Origin of the sequence: Campylobacter concisus (genome assembly GCF_003049085.1) — a bacterium.
In the GTDB taxonomy this organism is placed as follows: domain Bacteria; phylum Campylobacterota; class Campylobacteria; order Campylobacterales; family Campylobacteraceae; genus Campylobacter_A; species Campylobacter_A concisus_H.
Map to the genome: position 1 here is coordinate 227,879 of NZ_PIQX01000001.1, position 16,683 is coordinate 244,561.

Annotated in this window: 18 protein-coding genes; 5 read left to right on the forward strand and 13 right to left on the reverse strand. The window is 39.3% G+C overall.

The window, feature by feature from the left end:
• Positions 1-45: 45 nt before the first annotated feature.
• Positions 46-597 carry a tetratricopeptide repeat protein gene (locus CVT13_RS01155; protein ID WP_107811314.1) on the forward strand — a complete coding sequence of 184 codons (552 nt, stop codon included), beginning with the start codon at positions 46-48 and terminating at the stop codon, positions 595-597.
• Positions 598-621: 24 nt separating this feature from the next.
• Here the strand turns inward: CVT13_RS01155 and prfB are convergent, their stop codons facing one another.
• Positions 622-1,722, reverse strand: a complete 1,101-nt coding sequence (gene prfB, locus CVT13_RS01160; RefSeq protein ID WP_107811315.1) for a peptide chain release factor 2 — start codon at positions 1,720-1,722, stop codon at positions 622-624.
• A 120-nt stretch (positions 1,723-1,842) separates the two neighbouring features.
• Here prfB and panC point away from each other — a divergent pair, with 120 nt between their 5' ends.
• From panC to tilS, 3 genes are read left to right on the forward strand one after another with little or no spacing between them, the layout of a single operon-like run.
• Entirely contained in the window at positions 1,843-2,664 is an 822-nt protein-coding gene (gene panC / locus CVT13_RS01165; RefSeq protein WP_107811316.1) for a pantoate--beta-alanine ligase, read from the forward strand.
• Between the two features lie 2 nt (positions 2,665-2,666).
• Positions 2,667-3,977, forward strand: a complete 1,311-nt coding sequence (gene rimO / locus CVT13_RS01170; protein WP_107811317.1) for a 30S ribosomal protein S12 methylthiotransferase RimO — start codon at positions 2,667-2,669, stop codon at positions 3,975-3,977.
• Positions 3,974-4,954 carry a tRNA lysidine(34) synthetase TilS gene (tilS, locus tag CVT13_RS01175; protein WP_107811318.1) on the forward strand — a complete coding sequence of 327 codons (981 nt, stop codon included), beginning with the start codon at positions 3,974-3,976 and terminating at the stop codon, positions 4,952-4,954. The genes rimO and tilS overlap by 4 nt, the downstream gene beginning before the upstream one ends.
• A 76-nt stretch (positions 4,955-5,030) precedes the next feature.
• On the opposite strand, the gene CVT13_RS01180 is transcribed toward tilS, so the two are convergent.
• Positions 5,031-5,957: a ribose-phosphate pyrophosphokinase gene (locus CVT13_RS01180; protein WP_021090753.1), complete on the reverse strand. Its 927-nt coding sequence runs from the start codon at positions 5,955-5,957 to the stop codon at positions 5,031-5,033.
• A 226-nt stretch (positions 5,958-6,183) separates the two neighbouring features.
• Here CVT13_RS01180 and CVT13_RS01185 point away from each other — a divergent pair, with 226 nt between their 5' ends.
• Positions 6,184-6,543 carry a DUF488 domain-containing protein gene (locus tag CVT13_RS01185; protein ID WP_107811319.1) on the forward strand — a complete coding sequence of 120 codons (360 nt, stop codon included), beginning with the start codon at positions 6,184-6,186 and terminating at the stop codon, positions 6,541-6,543.
• Between the two features lie 9 nt (positions 6,544-6,552).
• Here CVT13_RS01185 and CVT13_RS01190 read toward each other — a convergent pair whose 3' ends face one another.
• From CVT13_RS01190 to gyrA, 11 genes are all read right to left on the reverse strand, one after another.
• Entirely contained in the window at positions 6,553-7,377 is an 825-nt protein-coding gene (locus CVT13_RS01190; protein WP_107811320.1) for a pyridoxamine kinase, read from the reverse strand.
• Entirely contained in the window at positions 7,378-8,244 is an 867-nt protein-coding gene (locus CVT13_RS01195; protein WP_107811459.1) for a radical SAM protein, read from the reverse strand. It abuts the gene before it with no gap.
• 46 nt (positions 8,245-8,290) lie between these two features.
• A complete protein-coding gene (gene hemE, locus CVT13_RS01200) occupies positions 8,291-9,313 on the reverse strand; it encodes a uroporphyrinogen decarboxylase (protein ID WP_107811321.1) in 1,023 nt (340 codons plus the stop codon).
• A 92-nt stretch (positions 9,314-9,405) separates the two neighbouring features.
• Entirely contained in the window at positions 9,406-9,912 is a 507-nt protein-coding gene (locus CVT13_RS01205) for a YqhA family protein (protein WP_107811322.1), read from the reverse strand.
• Between the two features lie 16 nt (positions 9,913-9,928).
• Entirely contained in the window at positions 9,929-10,954 is a 1,026-nt protein-coding gene (locus tag CVT13_RS01210; protein WP_107811323.1) for an aspartate-semialdehyde dehydrogenase, read from the reverse strand.
• A gap of 12 nt (positions 10,955-10,966) precedes the next feature.
• Positions 10,967-11,458, reverse strand: coding sequence for a hypothetical protein (locus tag CVT13_RS01215; protein WP_107811324.1), 492 nt, complete (start codon positions 11,456-11,458; stop codon positions 10,967-10,969).
• On the reverse strand, positions 11,459-11,869 hold the full coding sequence (locus tag CVT13_RS01220; protein WP_107811325.1) for a hypothetical protein: 411 nt from the start codon (positions 11,867-11,869) through the stop codon (positions 11,459-11,461).
• A 63-nt stretch (positions 11,870-11,932) separates the two neighbouring features.
• Entirely contained in the window at positions 11,933-13,087 is a 1,155-nt protein-coding gene (locus tag CVT13_RS01225) for a sigma-54-dependent transcriptional regulator (RefSeq protein ID WP_107811326.1), read from the reverse strand.
• A gap of 12 nt (positions 13,088-13,099) precedes the next feature.
• Positions 13,100-13,492, reverse strand: coding sequence for a hypothetical protein (locus tag CVT13_RS01230; RefSeq protein WP_107811327.1), 393 nt, complete (start codon positions 13,490-13,492; stop codon positions 13,100-13,102).
• Positions 13,468-13,968: an LPP20 family lipoprotein gene (locus CVT13_RS01235; RefSeq protein ID WP_107811328.1), complete on the reverse strand. Its 501-nt coding sequence runs from the start codon at positions 13,966-13,968 to the stop codon at positions 13,468-13,470. The genes CVT13_RS01230 and CVT13_RS01235 overlap by 25 nt, the downstream gene beginning before the upstream one ends.
• 45 nt (positions 13,969-14,013) lie before the next feature.
• Positions 14,014-16,635: a DNA gyrase subunit A gene (gene gyrA / locus CVT13_RS01240; RefSeq protein ID WP_107811329.1), complete on the reverse strand. Its 2,622-nt coding sequence runs from the start codon at positions 16,633-16,635 to the stop codon at positions 14,014-14,016.
• Between the last annotated feature and the right edge of the window lie 48 nt (positions 16,636-16,683).

Below are 16,683 nucleotides of genomic sequence, written 5' to 3' on the forward strand. Positions count from 1 at the left end.
ATAAGATAAAATTGGATAAAATCGCCTAAATTTTTAAGGACAAATATGAAAAAATTTATCATTTTTGTGTTTAGTGTTTTAATATTTTGGGGATGTTCGTTAGATCAAATTTCACAAAATTTTGGCCTTAGCGAGCCACCACTTGATCCAGAGGTCGAGCAAATAGCAGATGCCATCTATCTATACAATGAAGGCAACTATCCAAAGGCTTGCAAGAGGTTTTATGATTATGCAAAAGATGGCAATGTCCTTGCCATGCAGCAAACTGGCATTTGTTTTCGTGACGGCAAAGGCTTTAGCAAAGATATCTTAAGAGCACTCTTTTGGTTTGAGACAGCTGGCAGATATGGCAACATAGACGGACTAAGAAACGCTGGATATATCTACGAGTACGGTCTTGGGGTCAATAAAAATTTAGAAAAAGCGATATATTTTTACGAAAAAGCCACAAGCCTTGGCTCAAGCGAGGCCAGCTATGATCTAGGGCTTATCTATCTAGGCAAAAATGACTATAAAAAAGCGAGAATTTATCTTGATGAGGCTTGTTTTAAAGGCAAAGAAGAAGCTTGCACAAAGCTAAAAGAGATGAAATTTTAGCTCTCATCTCTTTTTATAAATTTATTACGCCTCAGCCTTTTGAGCAATCAAGACGCCTTCTATCATCTTTTTGATGTCACCATCAAGTATCGCATCAGTCTGTGAGTATGCCTCGCCGCTGCGGTTGTCTTTTACTTGCTGATATGGGAAAAGCACATATGATCTTATCTGATGACCCCAGCCGATCTCGCTCTTTTCGACGCTATTGCTCGCCTCTTGTTGTTTCATTAGCTCAAGCTCGTAAAGGCGTGATTTTAGCATTTTCATCGCTGTGGCTCTATTTTTGTGCTGGCTGCGGTCATTTTGGCACTGCACGACGATGCCAGTTGGTATGTGCGTGATGCGAATGGCAGATTCAGTCTTGTTTACGTGCTGACCGCCTGCGCCACTGGCTCTATAAGTATCTATCTTTAGATCTTTTTCCTCGATCTCGATCTCTATGTCATCATCTATCTCAGGGCTTACCATGACGCTAGAAAAGCTAGTGTGGCGGCGTCCTGCGCTATCAAATGGGCTTGTGCGAACGAGCCTGTGGATGCCATTTTCTGCTTTGAAATAACCATAAGCATTTTCGCCTTTTACGATAAAGCTCACATCCTTTAGCCCCGCCTCTTCGCCCTCTTGAAAGTCCAGAGTCTCGACCTTAAAGCCCTCACGCTCGCAAAATCTAAGATACATCCTATAAAGCATGCTCGCCCAGTCGTTACTCTCAGTGCCACCAGCTCCAGGGTGTATCGATACGATCGCGTTTTTGCCGTCATCCTCGCCACTTAAAAGCATAGAAATTTCTAAATTTACTATCTTTTCATCTAAATTTTTAGCATCTTCAAAGAGAGAATTTATAGTCTCCTCGTCATTTTCAGAATTTGCTAGCTCAAAGAGCTCTTTTGCGTCGCTAACTGCTTGGTGAGCGTCACTAAATTTAGCAAGCATGTTTGAAATTTTTGTCTTTTCTTTATTTAGCGCCCCAGCTTTAGCGATATCTTGCCAAAAGTCAGGGTCTTGCTCAGTGTCCTCGATCTCTTTTAGCTTAGCCTTTATCTCGTCAGGCTTTACGATAGAGCCTATGTTTTCAACTTTTGTTTGTAGCTTCTTTAAAAGCTCGTTGTATTCGTAACTATCCAAGTTTTTCTCCATAAATTTTTGCCGATTTTAGCCAAAAGTTGCTTACATTTTTAAATTTACGCCCTTTTAATCCTTTTTTGTTACAATGCCAAGTTAAAATTTAGATAAAAAGAGTCAAATATGCAGATCATAAGAACTATAAAAGAGCTTGAAAATTTTGTCCAAAATGCAAGCGGCAAGATCGGTTTTGTGCCGACAATGGGCGCACTTCACAACGGACACGTTAGTCTTATAAAAAAATGTGTAAGCCAAAACGAGACAAGCATCGTCTCAACGTTTGTAAATCCAACTCAATTTCTACCAGGTGAAGATCTGGACAAATACCCAAGAAAAGAGCAAAGCGACATCAAAATTTGCGAGCAAAACGGCGTTAGCGCTATCTTTATCCCAGATGCTAATGAACTTTACTTTGAAGATGAGCCGCTCATCGTCGCTCCAAAGAAATTTTCAGCCATCTTAGAGGGCAAAACTAGACCTGGACACTTTGACGGCGTCTTAAGGGTGCTAAACAAGCTATTTCGCCTAACTCGTGCAAATAGCGTTTACATGGGCAAAAAAGATACACAACAATTAATCATCGTGCAAAACATGATAAAGACATTTTTTCTAAATGTCAGCCTAGTGGCTTGCGATATCGTTAGAGAGCCAGACGGCTTAGCGCTTTCAAGTAGAAACGTCTATATCTGCGACGAAGATAAATGTAATGCTCTAAGGCTTTCAAGATCACTAAATAAAGCACAAAATTTGATCCAAAACGGCGAGGAAGACACAAGTGAGATCAAAACAAAGATGCTTGAAGTGTTAGAGCCATTAAAGGTTGATTATGTCGCCATTACGGATAGAAATTTAAATGAAATTTCCAAAATAGAAAAAAATAATACCATCATTTTAGTAGCAGCTTATGTCGGCAAAACTAGACTAATAGATAACATCTGGATATAAAAATGCCAAAACTTCACTTAATTTCACTTGGCTGTAACAAAAATTTAGTTGATTCTGAGATCATGCTTGGTAGACTGCAAAACTACGATATCACAGACGATATCAGCGATGCCGACGTTATCATCGTAAATACCTGTGGCTTTATAAAATCTGCTAAAGAAGAGAGCATACAAACCATACTTGAGATGCACGAAGCTCGTAAAAATGGCTCTTTGCTGGTAGTAACTGGCTGTCTTATGCAGCGCTACAAAGACGAGCTTATGAAAGAGCTGCCTGAAGTTGATTTATTTACCGGTGTGGCTGACTATGACAAGATCGATGAGATCATCTTGAAAAAACAAAATTTATTTAGCCCGCAAACTTATCTGCAAGCAAATGAAGAGCGTGTGATAACTGGTTCAAACTACCACGCCTACATCAAAATTTCAGAGGGCTGTAACCAAAAATGCAGTTTTTGTGCCATTCCAACTTTTAAAGGCAAGCTAAAATCGCGCTCACTTGAAAACATCGTAAATGAGGTTAAAAATCTGGTCAAAAAAGGCTACTACGACTTTAGCTTTTTATCACAAGACTCAAGCTCATATATGCGCGATCACAGCGTTAGCGACGGGCTTATAAATTTAATAGACGAGATAGAAAAGATAAAGGGCGTAAGGAGTGCCAGGATACTTTATCTCTATCCAAGCACAACTAGCAAGGAGCTAATTGAGCGTATCATCGCCTCGCCTGTCTTTCACAACTACTTTGACATGCCGATCCAACACATCAGCGAAGACATACTAAAGATAATGAAGCGTGGAAGTGGCGCTAAAAAGATAAAAGAGCTTTTAAATTTAATGAGAAATGCCGAGAATTCATTCTTACGAACTGGTGTCATCGTGGGACACCCGGGCGAGAGCGAGGAGGATTTTGAGGAGCTTTGCGAATTTTTAGAAGAGTTTAAATTTGATAGAATTTCAGCCTTTGCCTACTCAAAAGAAGAAGATACGGCATCTTTTGAAATGGAGCAAATCCCAGCCAAGATCATCTCAAAAAGACTAAATAAGATAGAAAAAATCACTAAAAAATCGATAAATGAGAGCTTGCAAAAAGAGATTGGCAAGCAAATTTATGCTTCTCTTGAGGGCGAAAGTAGTGAGGGGGAGATGTTTTACGCAGCCAAAAAAGATATCTGGGATAAAGATATAGATGGCGAAATTTTAATAAACGAAAGCGATGTAAAAGAGCTTGAGATCGGCTCACTCTATCTTTGTGAGGTCTCTGACGTGGTCGATCAAAAACTAATCGCTAAAATCATCAAAAAAGCAAAATGATAAGCCAAAATGTGCGAGAAAAGCTAAACTCAGGTGCAAACCTACTAGCCTTCTCGCACGGTATAGACAGCACCGCACTTTTTTACATTTTAGAAGAGGCTGGGATCAAATTTGATCTAGCGATGGTTGATTACAATGTTCGAGAGCAAAGTAAAAGCGAGATAAAAAGTGCAAAAGAACTCGCAGATAAATTTGGTAAAAAAATTTATACCAAAAGCGTTTTTTTAGATAATTCAAATTTTGAAAAAAATGCGCGCGAGGTAAGATATGAGTTTTTTGGAGAAATTTGCCAAAAATTTGACTATGAAAATTTGGTCCTAGCGCATCAGTTTGACGATAAATTTGAGTGGTTTTTGATGCAGCTTAGTAAGGGTGCTGGGCTAAAAGAGCTCTTTGGCATGAGCGAGCTTGAAAAGAGAAAGCACTTTTGGCTAGTTAGGCCGCTTTTAAATTTACGCAAAAAAGAGCTTCAAAACTATCTTGATGAGAGAAATTTACGCTATTTTATCGATGAGACAAATTTAAAAGGTGAGTTTAAAAGAAGCTTCATGAGGCTAAATTTTAGTGAGCCATTTTTGGATAGATATTTTATTGGCGTACAAAAGAGCTTTGAGTTTTTAGAAGCCGATAGACAAATTTTAATGCCAAATATCACAAAAATAAGTGATGAAATTTTTATCATAAAAAATGATAGTAATGCGATACGAGGCGTTGATATGGCGGCAAAAGAGCTAAACGTGCTTCTAAGCAAAGCTCAAAAAGATGAGCTAAGCACAAATTTAGCAAAGCAAATAAGCGTGGTGCTAAGCGGCAAGATAGCTGTCGGATACGCAGACACTTACCTTTTAGTAACTCCATTTTGTAAAACCATAATGCCAAAAATTTTTAAAGAGAAGGCTAGAATTTTAAAAATTCCAGCTATAAATAGAGGCTATCTTTTTGCTATAAATTTTGATTTATCAGAGTTAAAATTTTAATCAAGTAGTTCTAAAAATAATAGATAAAGAAGATTTGGCTTTTGCCTGAAACGCTAAAAACAAAAGCCAAAATCAATTAAAATAAGCTATTTACGCTTTCATTGTGATATACACGGCGTATCACTTCGCCAAATAAAGAAGCAGCACTTAGCACTTTTATACAAGGAAGCTCCTCAGCTAGAGGTATCGTATCTGTTACCACCAACTCATCTAAAAAGCCCAGTTTTAACCTATCGTAAGCTGGTCCACTAAGGACTGGATGCGTACAAAATGCCATAACGCTAGTTGCGCCACGCTCTTTAAAAATTTCAGCTGCTTTTACGATCGTACCAGCTGTATCGATCATATCATCAACCAAAATCACATCTTTGCCATTTACGTCGCCAATTATATTCATCACTTCGCTCTCGTTTGCTTTTTCGCGGCGTTTATCAACAATAACCATGTCAAGATTTAGATTTTTAGCCAAGGCTCTAGCACGAGCCACACCGCCTACATCAGGGCTTGCAACGATTGGATTTGGTAAATTTTTAGCTCTTACGTAGTCATTAAAAATGATGCTTCCATAAAGGTTATCAACCGGAATATCAAAAAATCCTTGAATTTGTCCTGCATGAAGATCCATAGTGACGACTCTATCGATACCTGCTGTTTGCATCATGTTTGCCACTAGTTTTGCAGTGATCGGCACTCTAGGAGCTGCTTTTCTGTCTTGTCTAGCGTAGCCAAAATACGGCACAATCGCTGTTATAGAGCTTGCACTACTGCGTCTTAAAGCGTCAGTTAAAATAAGTAGCTCCATTAAATTTGTATTTGTCGGTGCACATGTTGGCTGAATGACAAAAACATCTTTTCCGCGAACGCTCTCGCCGATTTGCACGCTGATCTCTCCATCGCTAAATCTTTTTATACTTGCCTCGCTAAGAGGAAGTGAAAGATATTGCGAAATTTTCTTTGAAAGCTCAATATTAGCCGTTCCTGAGAAAATTTTATAGCCTCTCATAATGATAACCTTTTTAGTGATTTTTATATTGGGATTTTATCGAAACGAGCTTTAATTTAAATTTATTCTTTTTAGGACCATTTCTAGCCCTAGTTTAATTCTTATCGCCGCAATCAAAAATTTGAGCTTTAATTTTACAAACCTTAAAATTTAAACAAGTATAAAAAATATAAGATAACTAAGAATATTTTTTTATTTATAAACATTATAGGATTACAATCACAACATGTTTAAAGCTTATAGAATTTATGATTTTATCAAAGATGATAGTTTGGATATGAAGGCGGCTTTTGTTGATAGACTCTATCCAAGAGGCATAAGAAAAGAGATATTTTCAAATTTCCTTTGGCTAAAGGATATCACACCAAGCACTGCTTTAAGAGAGTGGTTTCATGAAGATAGAGAAGCTAGATTTGATGAGTTTTGTGAGAAATTTGAGCTCGAGCTTAATAATGAAAAAGCGCAATCTTGCTTTAAAATACTAAAAAAACTAGAAAAAGAGCATGGCGATATAGCACTTCTAACAGCTAGCAAAGATATAAATCTTTGCCATATCGTTGTGTTATTAAAAATTTTAAATAAGTAGTTTGCCCGCCTATTTTGCAAGAGTGCCAAGCATCTTTTCAAACTGCACACCATACCATGTGCGGCTCTTATCTTTTAGCGTGATTTTAATGCTACTAAGCACAAAATTTGCTGCCTTTTTGATAGAATTTTGCATGCTTTCGCCATTTATGAGTGAACCAAAAAGCACAGAAGCAAATATATCTCCAGTCCCACTCGTGTGAAATGGTAAAAATTCATGGAAATACTCTACCTTCTCTTTTGTCTTTGCGTCGTAAGCTATGATGCCGCATTCATTTTGCTTGTATCTAATGCCCTTTAACACAATCTTTCTAACTCCAAAGCTAGCCAAGCTTTCAAGCAACTCTAAAATATAATCTTGCGTATAGTCACTGCCTAAAAACGGCATCCCGCACATAAAGCTTGCTTCAGTTATATTTGGCGTGATGACGTGAGCCTTTGTACAAAGTTCACGCATTTTCATAACAAATTTTTCATCAAATCCGTGATAGAGCTTGCCATTGTCGCCCATGCAAGGATCTATAAGTATTAGTGGAGCAGAGTCATTAAACTCATTAAAAATTTTCTCTATCAGCTCAAGCTGGCTAAAACTACCCAAAAATCCAGTATAAATTCCATCAAATGCGATATTTTCTTTGTGCCATACTTGTGTTATCGCGTCAAATTCATCAGTCAGATCACAAAATGTGAAATTTTTAAAGCCAGTATGAGTCGAAAGTAGCGCAGTAGGCAATATACATGCTTCGATGCCTTGAGCGCTAATTATTGGAAGTGCAACGGTAAGGGAACATTTACCAACGCACGAGATATCTTGTATTGTAAGGATTCTTTTCATTTATGCTCTTAGTTTATAAAATTTTACTCCAGCAACATCGGCTAGATAAACCACATCTTGTTGCAAGAGTTTGTTTAAAATTTGCTTTGAGTATTCTGAGAAATTCTCTTCAACATTTGCAATAGTTTGCGGACGACGCCTTAGCATTTCTAAAATTTCATCTTCACTAAAGTTATACTTTTGCTCTATTTTGTGAGCCTTAGCTATATTAACCGGTACGCCACTTATCTGCTTGGCTAGCTCCTCTAGTTTTTTGGCATCTACACTCTTTACATTATAGGCTGGTGGACGATCTATCGTGCCAATATCCACTCGGTGCGGAGCTATCTCATTTATCGCCACATTAAGTGCTTCAAACTCACTTTTTTTGTCGTTAAATCCAGCCACGACTAAAATTTCAAGCACAAGCTCGCCAGTAAATTCCTTGCGAAATTTAGCCATTGCTTTTATAAGTTCATTTACTTCTATACCACTTTTATTGCGGTCTATCTTTTTAAAAGTGCTTTGCACCGCGCTATCAAGGCTAAATTTCACTATATCAAGCCCTTGCAAGGCTTCACAAATTTTTGGATCACACACGCCTGAGCCATTGCTTAGAATGAGTGTTTTTGCGCTACCTTTTAGCTCATTTACTTTTGCTATCAGCTCTTTTAAGTACGGGTAAAGAGTTGGTTCGCCATTTGCTGTAAGCGTGATGACGTCGATGTTTTGATAAGTTTTTAAAGCTTCTTTTAAATCGCTTATGATCTCATCAACGCTTGGCGGATTTTCTATTGTTTCAACAGTCTTTGCACCACTTAGCTCGCAATAAACACAGTCAAAATTACATGATTTTTGCTTTGGGCTTAGATCTATGCCAAGGCTCATGCCAAAACGGCGAGAATTTATCGGTCCAAAGACGATGCAAGGCTTGTTACCTTGCACTTTTTGTCTGTACCTGTTTTATAAAATATTTTGCATTCTCAACTGGCACATCAGGCAAAATTCCATGACCAAGATTGAAAATATGAGGCACGCCTTCCATCGTGCTTAAAATTTTATCTACGCCCTCATCTATCGCCTTTTTGCTATAAAGTCTAGTTGGCTCCATATTGCCCTGAAGGACATATCTTGGGCTAAGTTTTTCTTTTGCTAGTTCGATCGGTGTACTCCAATCAACGCCAAAAACATCAAATTTGCCTGAAATTTTATCCAGATAGCCACTTATGCCTTTTGGGAAAACTATGAGCGGGATCTCTGGAAATTCAGCCTTGACGCTATCAACTATTTTGTTTATGTAGTTAAACCCAAACTCAAAATACGCCTGCTCTTCAAGCGCAGCCGCCCAGCTGTCAAAAATTTGCACCGCATTTACGCCTGCTCTTATCTGCTCTTTGACGTAAAGGATGAGAGCTTGCGTCACTTTTTCTAAAATTTGATGTAAAAATTCTGGATCTTGATAGAGCATTTTTTTGCAGATCGCATAAGTTTTACTGCCACCACCCTCGATCATATATGTAGCTATCGTCCAAGGTGCGCCGCAAAAGCCAATGAGCGCCTTATCTTTGGCTAAATTTTCTCTTGTGAGCTTTATCGTGTCATAGACGTATGCTAAATTTTTAGTCGATTTTTCGATACTAAGTGCATCAAGTGCGGCCTTATCACGCAAAGGCTCACTAAAAACTGGCCCTTCGCCTTTTTCAAAACGTAGATCCATGCCCATTTCAAGAGGCACAACAAGGATGTCGCTAAATAAAATCGCCGCATCAACGCCAAGAATTTCAACTGGTTGAAGCGTAACTTCGCTAGCCTTTTTGTAGTCTTTGCAAAGAGATAAAAAATCCCCTGCTTGCGCGCGTACTCGCATATACTCTGGCAAATATCTACCGGCTTGGCGCATCATCCAAACAGGCGTATAAGGGGTAGGTTTTTTAAGACAAGCGTCTATAAAAATCATTAAATTTCCTTTAAATTTTTAAATGGATATTACCTAAAAATAGCTAAAGAAAAGATGTAGAAGAAATTTTAAGCGTAAAAACGCTTAAAATTTTAGTGATCTCCCTTGTGAAGGAAGTAAAGTCCAAGGCAAAGTGCTAGGATAGATGCCGCAAGGTATGCCATCTCAAGCGGAGTTGTGAAGTTTGCGTGAAGCACCCTTTGGAAGAAATTTACGATTAAGACCATGACGATCACTTTGCCAAGCTTATCTTTTAACTCATCAAGTGAATGCACTTCAAGCACCTTGCTCTGCTTTGACTGCTTTAGCTGAGTGATCTCCGAGATGAAAAGCTCGTAAATTCCGAAGCTAAATATATAAAGAACAAGTGCCATCAAGTATAGATCGATCGCTCCAACTATCTCGCCAACGACTTCTGAGTGAAAATTTTCAACGTGAAAATCTGCGGCGAAGAAATATCTATAAACCTCTAAAAGCACCTTGCCGACATCATAACTTGCGATAACAAAAAGCACGATCGCACCTAAAAGTCCAAAAACTACTGGAAAAAGTGTAAAGCTGTTGCTTGCAAGCAAAATTTTTTCAAATATCTTACGCAATAAAAATCCTTTTTATTTACTCTTGCATCGCGATCCACTTTTGCGCGATCCTCACGGCATTTGTCGCAGCCCCTACGCGGATCTGATCGGCACTACACCAAAGATGAAGCACATTAGGTCTGTAATTATCAACTCTGATCCTACCGACATAAGTCTCATTTGTATCACTTGAAATGATAGGCATCGGATACTCTTTATTTGCTGGATTATCGACTACAACGACGCTTGGAGCTTTGCTTAAAATTTCTCTTGCTGCATCCGCACTTACATCTTTATCAAAGTGGATAGTGATCGCCTCAGAGTGGCTTCTAAGCACTGGCACACGCACACAGGTAGCGCTAACTTCTATATCTTTGTGAAGAATTTTTTGCGTTTCATTGACCATTTTCATCTCTTCTTTTGTGTAGTCGTTATCCAAAAAAACATCGATGTGAGGGATCACATTTAGCGCTAGGCGGTGTGCAAATACCTTTGGCTCGCACTCATCAAGCTTAAACTCAAAGAATTTTTGCATCTGAACGACAAGCTCTTCCATGCCCTCTTTGCCAGCACCGCTTGCTGCTTGGTATGTAGAAACATCGACTCTATTGATACTAAAAGCGTCGTTTAGTGGTTTTAAAATTTGCACCATTTGGATAGTCGAGCAGTTTGGATTTGCGATAATGCCGCGGTTTTTCCACTGTGCTATATCACTTGGATTACACTCTGGCACAACAAGAGGGATGTCTTTATCCATCCTAAAATGGCTAGTGTTATCGATGACTACTGCGCCACTATCAGCTGCAAATTTGGCAAATTTTTCTGAAACTGAGCCACCAGCGCTAAAAAATGCGATATCTATCTCGTGCTCGCTAAAAACCTTTTCGGTTAGCTCTTTTACTTTGTAATATTTGCCATTAAATTCGATCTCACTACCAGCACTTTTTGCGCTAGCAAGCGGCAAAAGCTCTCCAACTGGAAACTCAACCTCTTCCATCACTCTAAAAAGCTCTTCGCCAACAGCTCCAGTAGCACCAACGACCGCTATGTTAAATTTTCTCATCTACTCTCCTTATCATAATTTTAATCTTGAAATATCCATCAAAGCTAGTCTAATGTTTTCTCTAATGGCTCCGTTTATAGCCGAGCGCAATCTATCAGCTGCCATAAGACCAGATCTTGTCTGCTGTGAGCTAGTAATTATAGAGTGTCTATAAACAACAGTGTCACCCTTTTTTACTATCCACGCTATCTCCATTTTAGCATCAAAGCTAAGCCCCATAAACGGATATGTGGCATTTACGATAAAAGCACTTATGTGGATATCTGCCATATCTTTTGTTACTGTTCTAAACATTCCGGTTTTTTGTATTGCATCAACAAGCGCTTTTTCAAACTCGTTATAAAAATTCTCTTCAACAACGGTTATACCAGTAGTATATAAGCTAACACTTTTATCGTATCTATTCACAGGAATAAAATTTGGAGAAAGCTCTGTATAGGTTGTATTTTTAAGCCCACAACCTGTCATAAAAAATAAAATAAAAACGACTAATAAGTTTCTCATCTAATATCCTTGTTTTTGCTTTATCATCATAGCATCGACCACCTCTTGCACCATCAGCTCAAGAAGCGGTAACGTCTGCGATCCATTCCTGATCTCGTTGCCTATTACCATAGGAAATCTATCTTTGGAATCTCTAAAAATAATATACAAGATACCATAGTCTAAATGTGCTATCTCGTATGTGACAATAACATCAGCAACTTTTTCGCTACTTTTTATTTCATAGCCCTGTCTTGAAATAGAACGCTCTATCATATTATTTATGCCGCGATTATCCGAAAGATTTTGACTGACAAAAAAGCTTTTAACGTTGCTCTTTTTGCTATCTGGTACGACAAGTATCTCTTGACGCATAGATCCAGCACATCCGCAAAAAAGTAAAGCCATCAAAATAAGTAAAATTTTTCTCAACACACCCTCCTTGTTTTTTTTAAATTTCTGATAATTTTACTAACCAAAAACTTAAATTTAAAATTATTTTTTACTTCTAGATTGCAAAAAAAGATCTTTTGGCAAAATTTCATCACCTTCGCTTAGTATTGCCGCTCTTTGCACAACCGAGATGAGTTCTCTAATGTTACCTGGATAGTCGTAGCTCAAAAGCTCTTCTTTTGCTGCTTTTGAGAAATTTTTAGCCTCAAAGCCATACTCTTTGCAACATTTTTCCAAAGTATCCTGCGCGATAGGTAAAATTTCGTCTTTTCGCTCACGAAGTGGGGGGATGAAAAGCGGGATCGTATTTAGGCGGTAGAAAAGATCCTCTCTAAACCTGCCCTCCCTCATCGCAAGCTCTAAATTTGCGTTTGTGGCGCAGATGATGCGAACGTCTATCTTTTCGCTCTTTGTAGCGCCAAGTCTTGTTATCTCGCGCTCCTGCAAGGTACGAAGCAGTTTTGGTTGTAAATTTATGGGCATCTCGCCGATCTCATCTAAAAATAGCGTTCCGCTATTTGCTAGCTCAAACTGCCCTTTTTTAGTAGTTGCAGCGTCAGTAAAAGCGCCTTTTTCAAAGCCAAAAAGCTCACTTTCTATCAAATTTTCAGGTATCGCAGCCATGTTTAAAGCGATAAATGCCGCATCTTTTCTTGGTGAGTTTGCGTGGATAAATTTAGCAAAGACCTCCTTGCCAACGCCGCTTTCGCCACTAAGCATTATTGAAGCGTCTGTTCTTGCAGCTTTTAGCGCGATATTTAGCGTCGCTTCAAGCGCTTTTGAAGTGGCTAAAAAGCCGTTATTTTCGCTTTTAGTTTCAACTTTTTTTATGCTTTTTGGGGTTTTTTGTTTTAGCGCCTCTACCCTTTTTATCGCTTCATATAGCGTCGAGACGTCAAATGGCTTGGTTAAAAAGTCCTTCACGCCGAGCCTAACGCTCTCGATCGCCTTGTTAAGTGTGGCGTTTCCAGTCATTATGATGACGTCAAATTTGCCGTTTAGCTCCTTAATGAACTCAAGTCCGTCCATCTTTGGCATGTTTATGTCGGTGATTATTAGATCAGTGTCGTCGCTTAGCTTTTTTAGAGCCTCAACTGCGCTCTTGTAGCTTTTGATGTGTAGCTCTTCATACTCGCCAAGTGCGATCTCAAGCGACTTTCGCATATTGATGTCATCTTCTACTATGACGATATTCATTTGATCTCTTTTTTATTGAAGTGTGCCGATGATAGCGGATTTTGGCTTAAATTCCACCATAAATCTAACTGGCAAAATTTTCAAATTTGAAGCGTTTGAGATCTGTGCATTTTTGACATTTAGCTCATTTTTTATCATCACTTTTTTTAAGGCAAAGCAGTCAAAAATTTCATCTTTGTGTAAATTTAAAAAGCCAAGAGTTGTGGTGTTTTCATCTTTAAAAGCATCTATCTGGCAAAGAAATTTTGGTTTTGGATTTAGTGTTAAAGTCATCGCTTTTGAAAATGAAATTTCTTCAAAGGCAACTATTTGATTTTTCGTATCGACCTTCGCCCAGAAGATAAACTCCTCCAGGCAAAAGGCGAAATTTAAAAGTATCGTTAGTAAGAAAAGACTTCTCGCCACTTATCTTCGTCTATCTTAAGCTCCATATTTACCTTATAAAGCCCGTCTTTGAAATTTTCGTTCACGATCCTTGCGTTTTTGACAAGACCTTGAACCTTTGAAGTGATAGATGAATCATTTAACATCGCGTCTCTTACGGTATCTTCAGCGTTAATCTTTACGCCATAAAGCTTACCAGCAAGCTGAGAATAAGCATCCGCCATCGCCGCTCTTTTTGCAAGAGTGACCGACTGAGCGTATGAGAGCGAATTTAGCGGAGCTATGCCCTCGCCTGTGGCTCTAAAAGTGGTCTCTTTTGGAGCGCTATCATATATCATCTTCTCTTTTTTCATCACCTCTCTAAGATCGTCTTTATCGACCTTTTGGATAACTACGTTGCGGTTTGATGTGTTAGTTGGCTCGCCCATAAAGCCGTTAAATGAGCAGCCGCCAAAAATAGCGATCATCAAAGCAAAAGATAAAATTTTAGCCTTCATAAACAACCTTTTTTTATGCTTTTATTTAAAATTTAATAGCAAAATTTATTCCAAAAGCCCCATATCTTCGCTTGGTGCTTCATCCTCATCTTCGCCATCATCTGCCTTAGGGCATCTTGCAATACTTACAACATCATCGCCATCGACATTTACGACGATCACGCCACTTGTGTTACGTCCTGCTTTGCGGATGCTTTGCATATCGACTCTTATCATCTTGCCGCTTGATGTTAGAGCCATTAGATCTTGTTCTTCATCAACCATCACAACGCCCACTAGATCGCCTGTTCTGCTTGTTAGTTTCATGCAGATGACGCCTTTACCGCCGCGGTTTGTCAAGCGGTACTCATCAGCGGTTGTGCGCTTGCCGATACCTTTTTGAGATATGCTTAAAATTTCTTGATCATTGCTTTCGATGACTGCTGCGCCCACGACCTCATCGCCTGGCTCTTTAAATTTAATGCCAGTTACGCCGCGTGCAGTTCTGCCCATTTGGCGAACCTTGCTGATCTTAAATTTAAGGCACATACCCTTTTTAGTAACGACAAACAGCATTGTCTCATCGCCTGAGTTTGCATCCTCTTCGGCATTTGCACTATCTTCATCGATCTCGTTTTGAAGCTCTTCAACTTCAAGCACCTCAGTCTCTACGCTTAGCTCATTTTCAGGGTCGGTGACCGGCATATCATCGTATGTTTGAGCGATGAGCGCAGTTACTAGCTCGTCGTTCTCATCGAGGCTTATCGCTCTTACGCCAACTGAGCGGATGTTTTTAAACTCACTTAAATTTGTGCGTTTTACGATGCCATTTTTAGTAAAGAATGCTAGCGATTTGCTCTCGTCAAAATCAGTCGTTGGGATGATCGCCTTGATCTTCTCATCAGGCTGCAACTGGATCAAATTTACAACTGCTTTGCCTTTTGCTGTGCGGCTTCCCTCTGGGATCTTATAGACTTTTAGCCAGTAGAGCTGTCCGCGGTCAGTCACAAACATAAGCGTATCGTGGGTATTTGAAGTAAAGAAGCTTTCTATAAAGTCATCATCGTATGTCGTGACCGCTACTTTGCCCTTGCCACCACGTTTTTGCTTCTCGTACTGCTTGCTTGGCACACGCTTGATGTAGCCGCGGTGAGTTATGGTTACGACCATATTTTCATTTGGTATGAGATCTTCGATGTCGATATCATCGTAGTCATCAACGATCTCAGTAACTCTTGGTACTTTAAATTTATTTTTGATCTCAAGAAGCTCTTCTTTGATCAAATTTTCAAGCAATGTCTCGCTCTTTAAAATTTCATCAAGTCTTGCGATCTCAGCCATAAGCTCAGCTAGCTCGGCCTCTAGTTTTTCTCTCTCTAGGCCTGTAAGCTTGCTTAGACGCATATCAAGGATAGCGTTTGCTTGAAGTTCTGAGAGATTAAATTTACTCATCAAGCCTTCTCTAGCAACCGCCGTATCGGCACTATTTCTAATAAGCTCGATCACCTCATCTATGTTATCAAGTGCGATCTTTAGACCCTCTAAGATGTGGGCTCTTGCACGCGCTTTTTCAAGCTCAAATATCGTTCTTCTAATGATGACCGTTTTTCTGTGATTTAAAAATAGCTTAAGTAGCTCGATAAGATTAAATACCTTTGGCTCTTTGTTATTAATGGCAAGCATAATAACGCCAAAAGTGCTCTCCATCGTGGTTGATTTAAAGAGGTTGTTTAGCACGATATCGCTCATCGCGTCGCGTTTTAGCTCGATGACTACACGGATGCCGTCCTTGTCAGACTCATCTCTAACCTCGCTGATGCCCTCTATCTGCTTATCTTTTACAAGCTCGGCGATCTGCTCGATGAGCCTTGCTTTGTTTGTTTGATAAGGCAGCTCGTCGATGACGATGACATCTTTGTTTGGCTTTTTTTCTATGTGAGTTTTGGCTCTTAGTTTGACCCTGCCACGACCTGTGCGGTAGGCCTCTATGATGCCTTTTTTACCAAAGATGATACCGCCAGTTGGGAAATCTGGACCTTTTATAAATTCCATCACCTCTTCAAGCGTCGCCTCTTTGTTTTCAAGAAGTAGCAAAAGACCGTCTATTAGCTCATCAAGGCTGTGTGGTGGGATATTTGTCGCCATACCGACCGCGATACCGCTTGAGCCGTTTAATAATAAATTTGGCACACGGCTAGGCAAAACATCTGGCTCAACCTCTCTATCGTCATAGTTTGGCACAAAATCAACCGTGTCTTTATCGATATCTTTTAAAAGCTCTTCAGTAAGCATTGTCATTCTAGCTTCTGTATAACGCATCGCAGCTGCGCTGTCGCCATCAATCGAGCCAAAGTTTCCTTGTCCATCAACGACTGGATAACGCATAGAAAATTTCTGAGCCATACGAACAAGCGCGTCATAAACTGCTGTGTCACCATGTGGGTGGTACTTACCGATGACTTCACCGACGATACGAGCTGACTTCATATAGGCACTTCTGCTGCCAACACCGAGGTTATCCATAGCGTATAAAATTCTTCTATGAACTGGCTTTAATCCGTCTCTAGCGTCAGGCAAAGCACGTCCGACGATGACGCTCATAGAGTAGTCAAGATAGCTAGTTTTTATAGACTCTTCGATATCAACAGATGCGATATCTTGGGTTAATTCAAGTAGATTGTCTTTCATTTTTTTCCTTAAATTTAGCTTGGCTGATTTTAGCTTAAAATTAATAAA

Excerpts from the sequence above, each read along its gene's own strand:
- CVT13_RS01155 (WP_107811314.1), top strand. The coding sequence starts at position 46 with ATGAAAAAATTTATCATTTTTGTGTTTAGTGTTTTAATATTTTGGGGA.
- panC (WP_107811316.1), top strand. The coding sequence starts at position 1,843 with ATGCAGATCATAAGAACTATAAAAGAGCTTGAAAATTTTGTCCAAAAT.
- rimO (WP_107811317.1), top strand. The coding sequence starts at position 2,667 with ATGCCAAAACTTCACTTAATTTCACTTGGCTGTAACAAAAATTTAGTT.
- tilS (WP_107811318.1), top strand. The coding sequence starts at position 3,974 with ATGATAAGCCAAAATGTGCGAGAAAAGCTAAACTCAGGTGCAAACCTA.
- CVT13_RS01180 (WP_021090753.1), bottom strand. The coding sequence starts at position 5,957 with ATGAGAGGCTATAAAATTTTCTCAGGAACGGCTAATATTGAGCTTTCA.
- CVT13_RS01185 (WP_107811319.1), top strand. The coding sequence starts at position 6,184 with ATGTTTAAAGCTTATAGAATTTATGATTTTATCAAAGATGATAGTTTG.
- CVT13_RS01190 (WP_107811320.1), bottom strand. The coding sequence starts at position 7,377 with ATGAAAAGAATCCTTACAATACAAGATATCTCGTGCGTTGGTAAATGT.
- CVT13_RS01195 (WP_107811459.1), bottom strand. The coding sequence starts at position 8,244 with ATGAGCCTTGGCATAGATCTAAGCCCAAAGCAAAAATCATGTAATTTT.
- hemE (WP_107811321.1), bottom strand. The coding sequence starts at position 9,313 with ATGATTTTTATAGACGCTTGTCTTAAAAAACCTACCCCTTATACGCCT.
- CVT13_RS01210 (WP_107811323.1), bottom strand. The coding sequence starts at position 10,954 with ATGAGAAAATTTAACATAGCGGTCGTTGGTGCTACTGGAGCTGTTGGC.
- CVT13_RS01215 (WP_107811324.1), bottom strand. The coding sequence starts at position 11,458 with ATGAGAAACTTATTAGTCGTTTTTATTTTATTTTTTATGACAGGTTGT.
- CVT13_RS01225 (WP_107811326.1), bottom strand. The coding sequence starts at position 13,087 with ATGAATATCGTCATAGTAGAAGATGACATCAATATGCGAAAGTCGCTT.
- CVT13_RS01235 (WP_107811328.1), bottom strand. The coding sequence starts at position 13,968 with ATGAAGGCTAAAATTTTATCTTTTGCTTTGATGATCGCTATTTTTGGC.
- gyrA (WP_107811329.1), bottom strand. The coding sequence starts at position 16,635 with ATGAAAGACAATCTACTTGAATTAACCCAAGATATCGCATCTGTTGAT.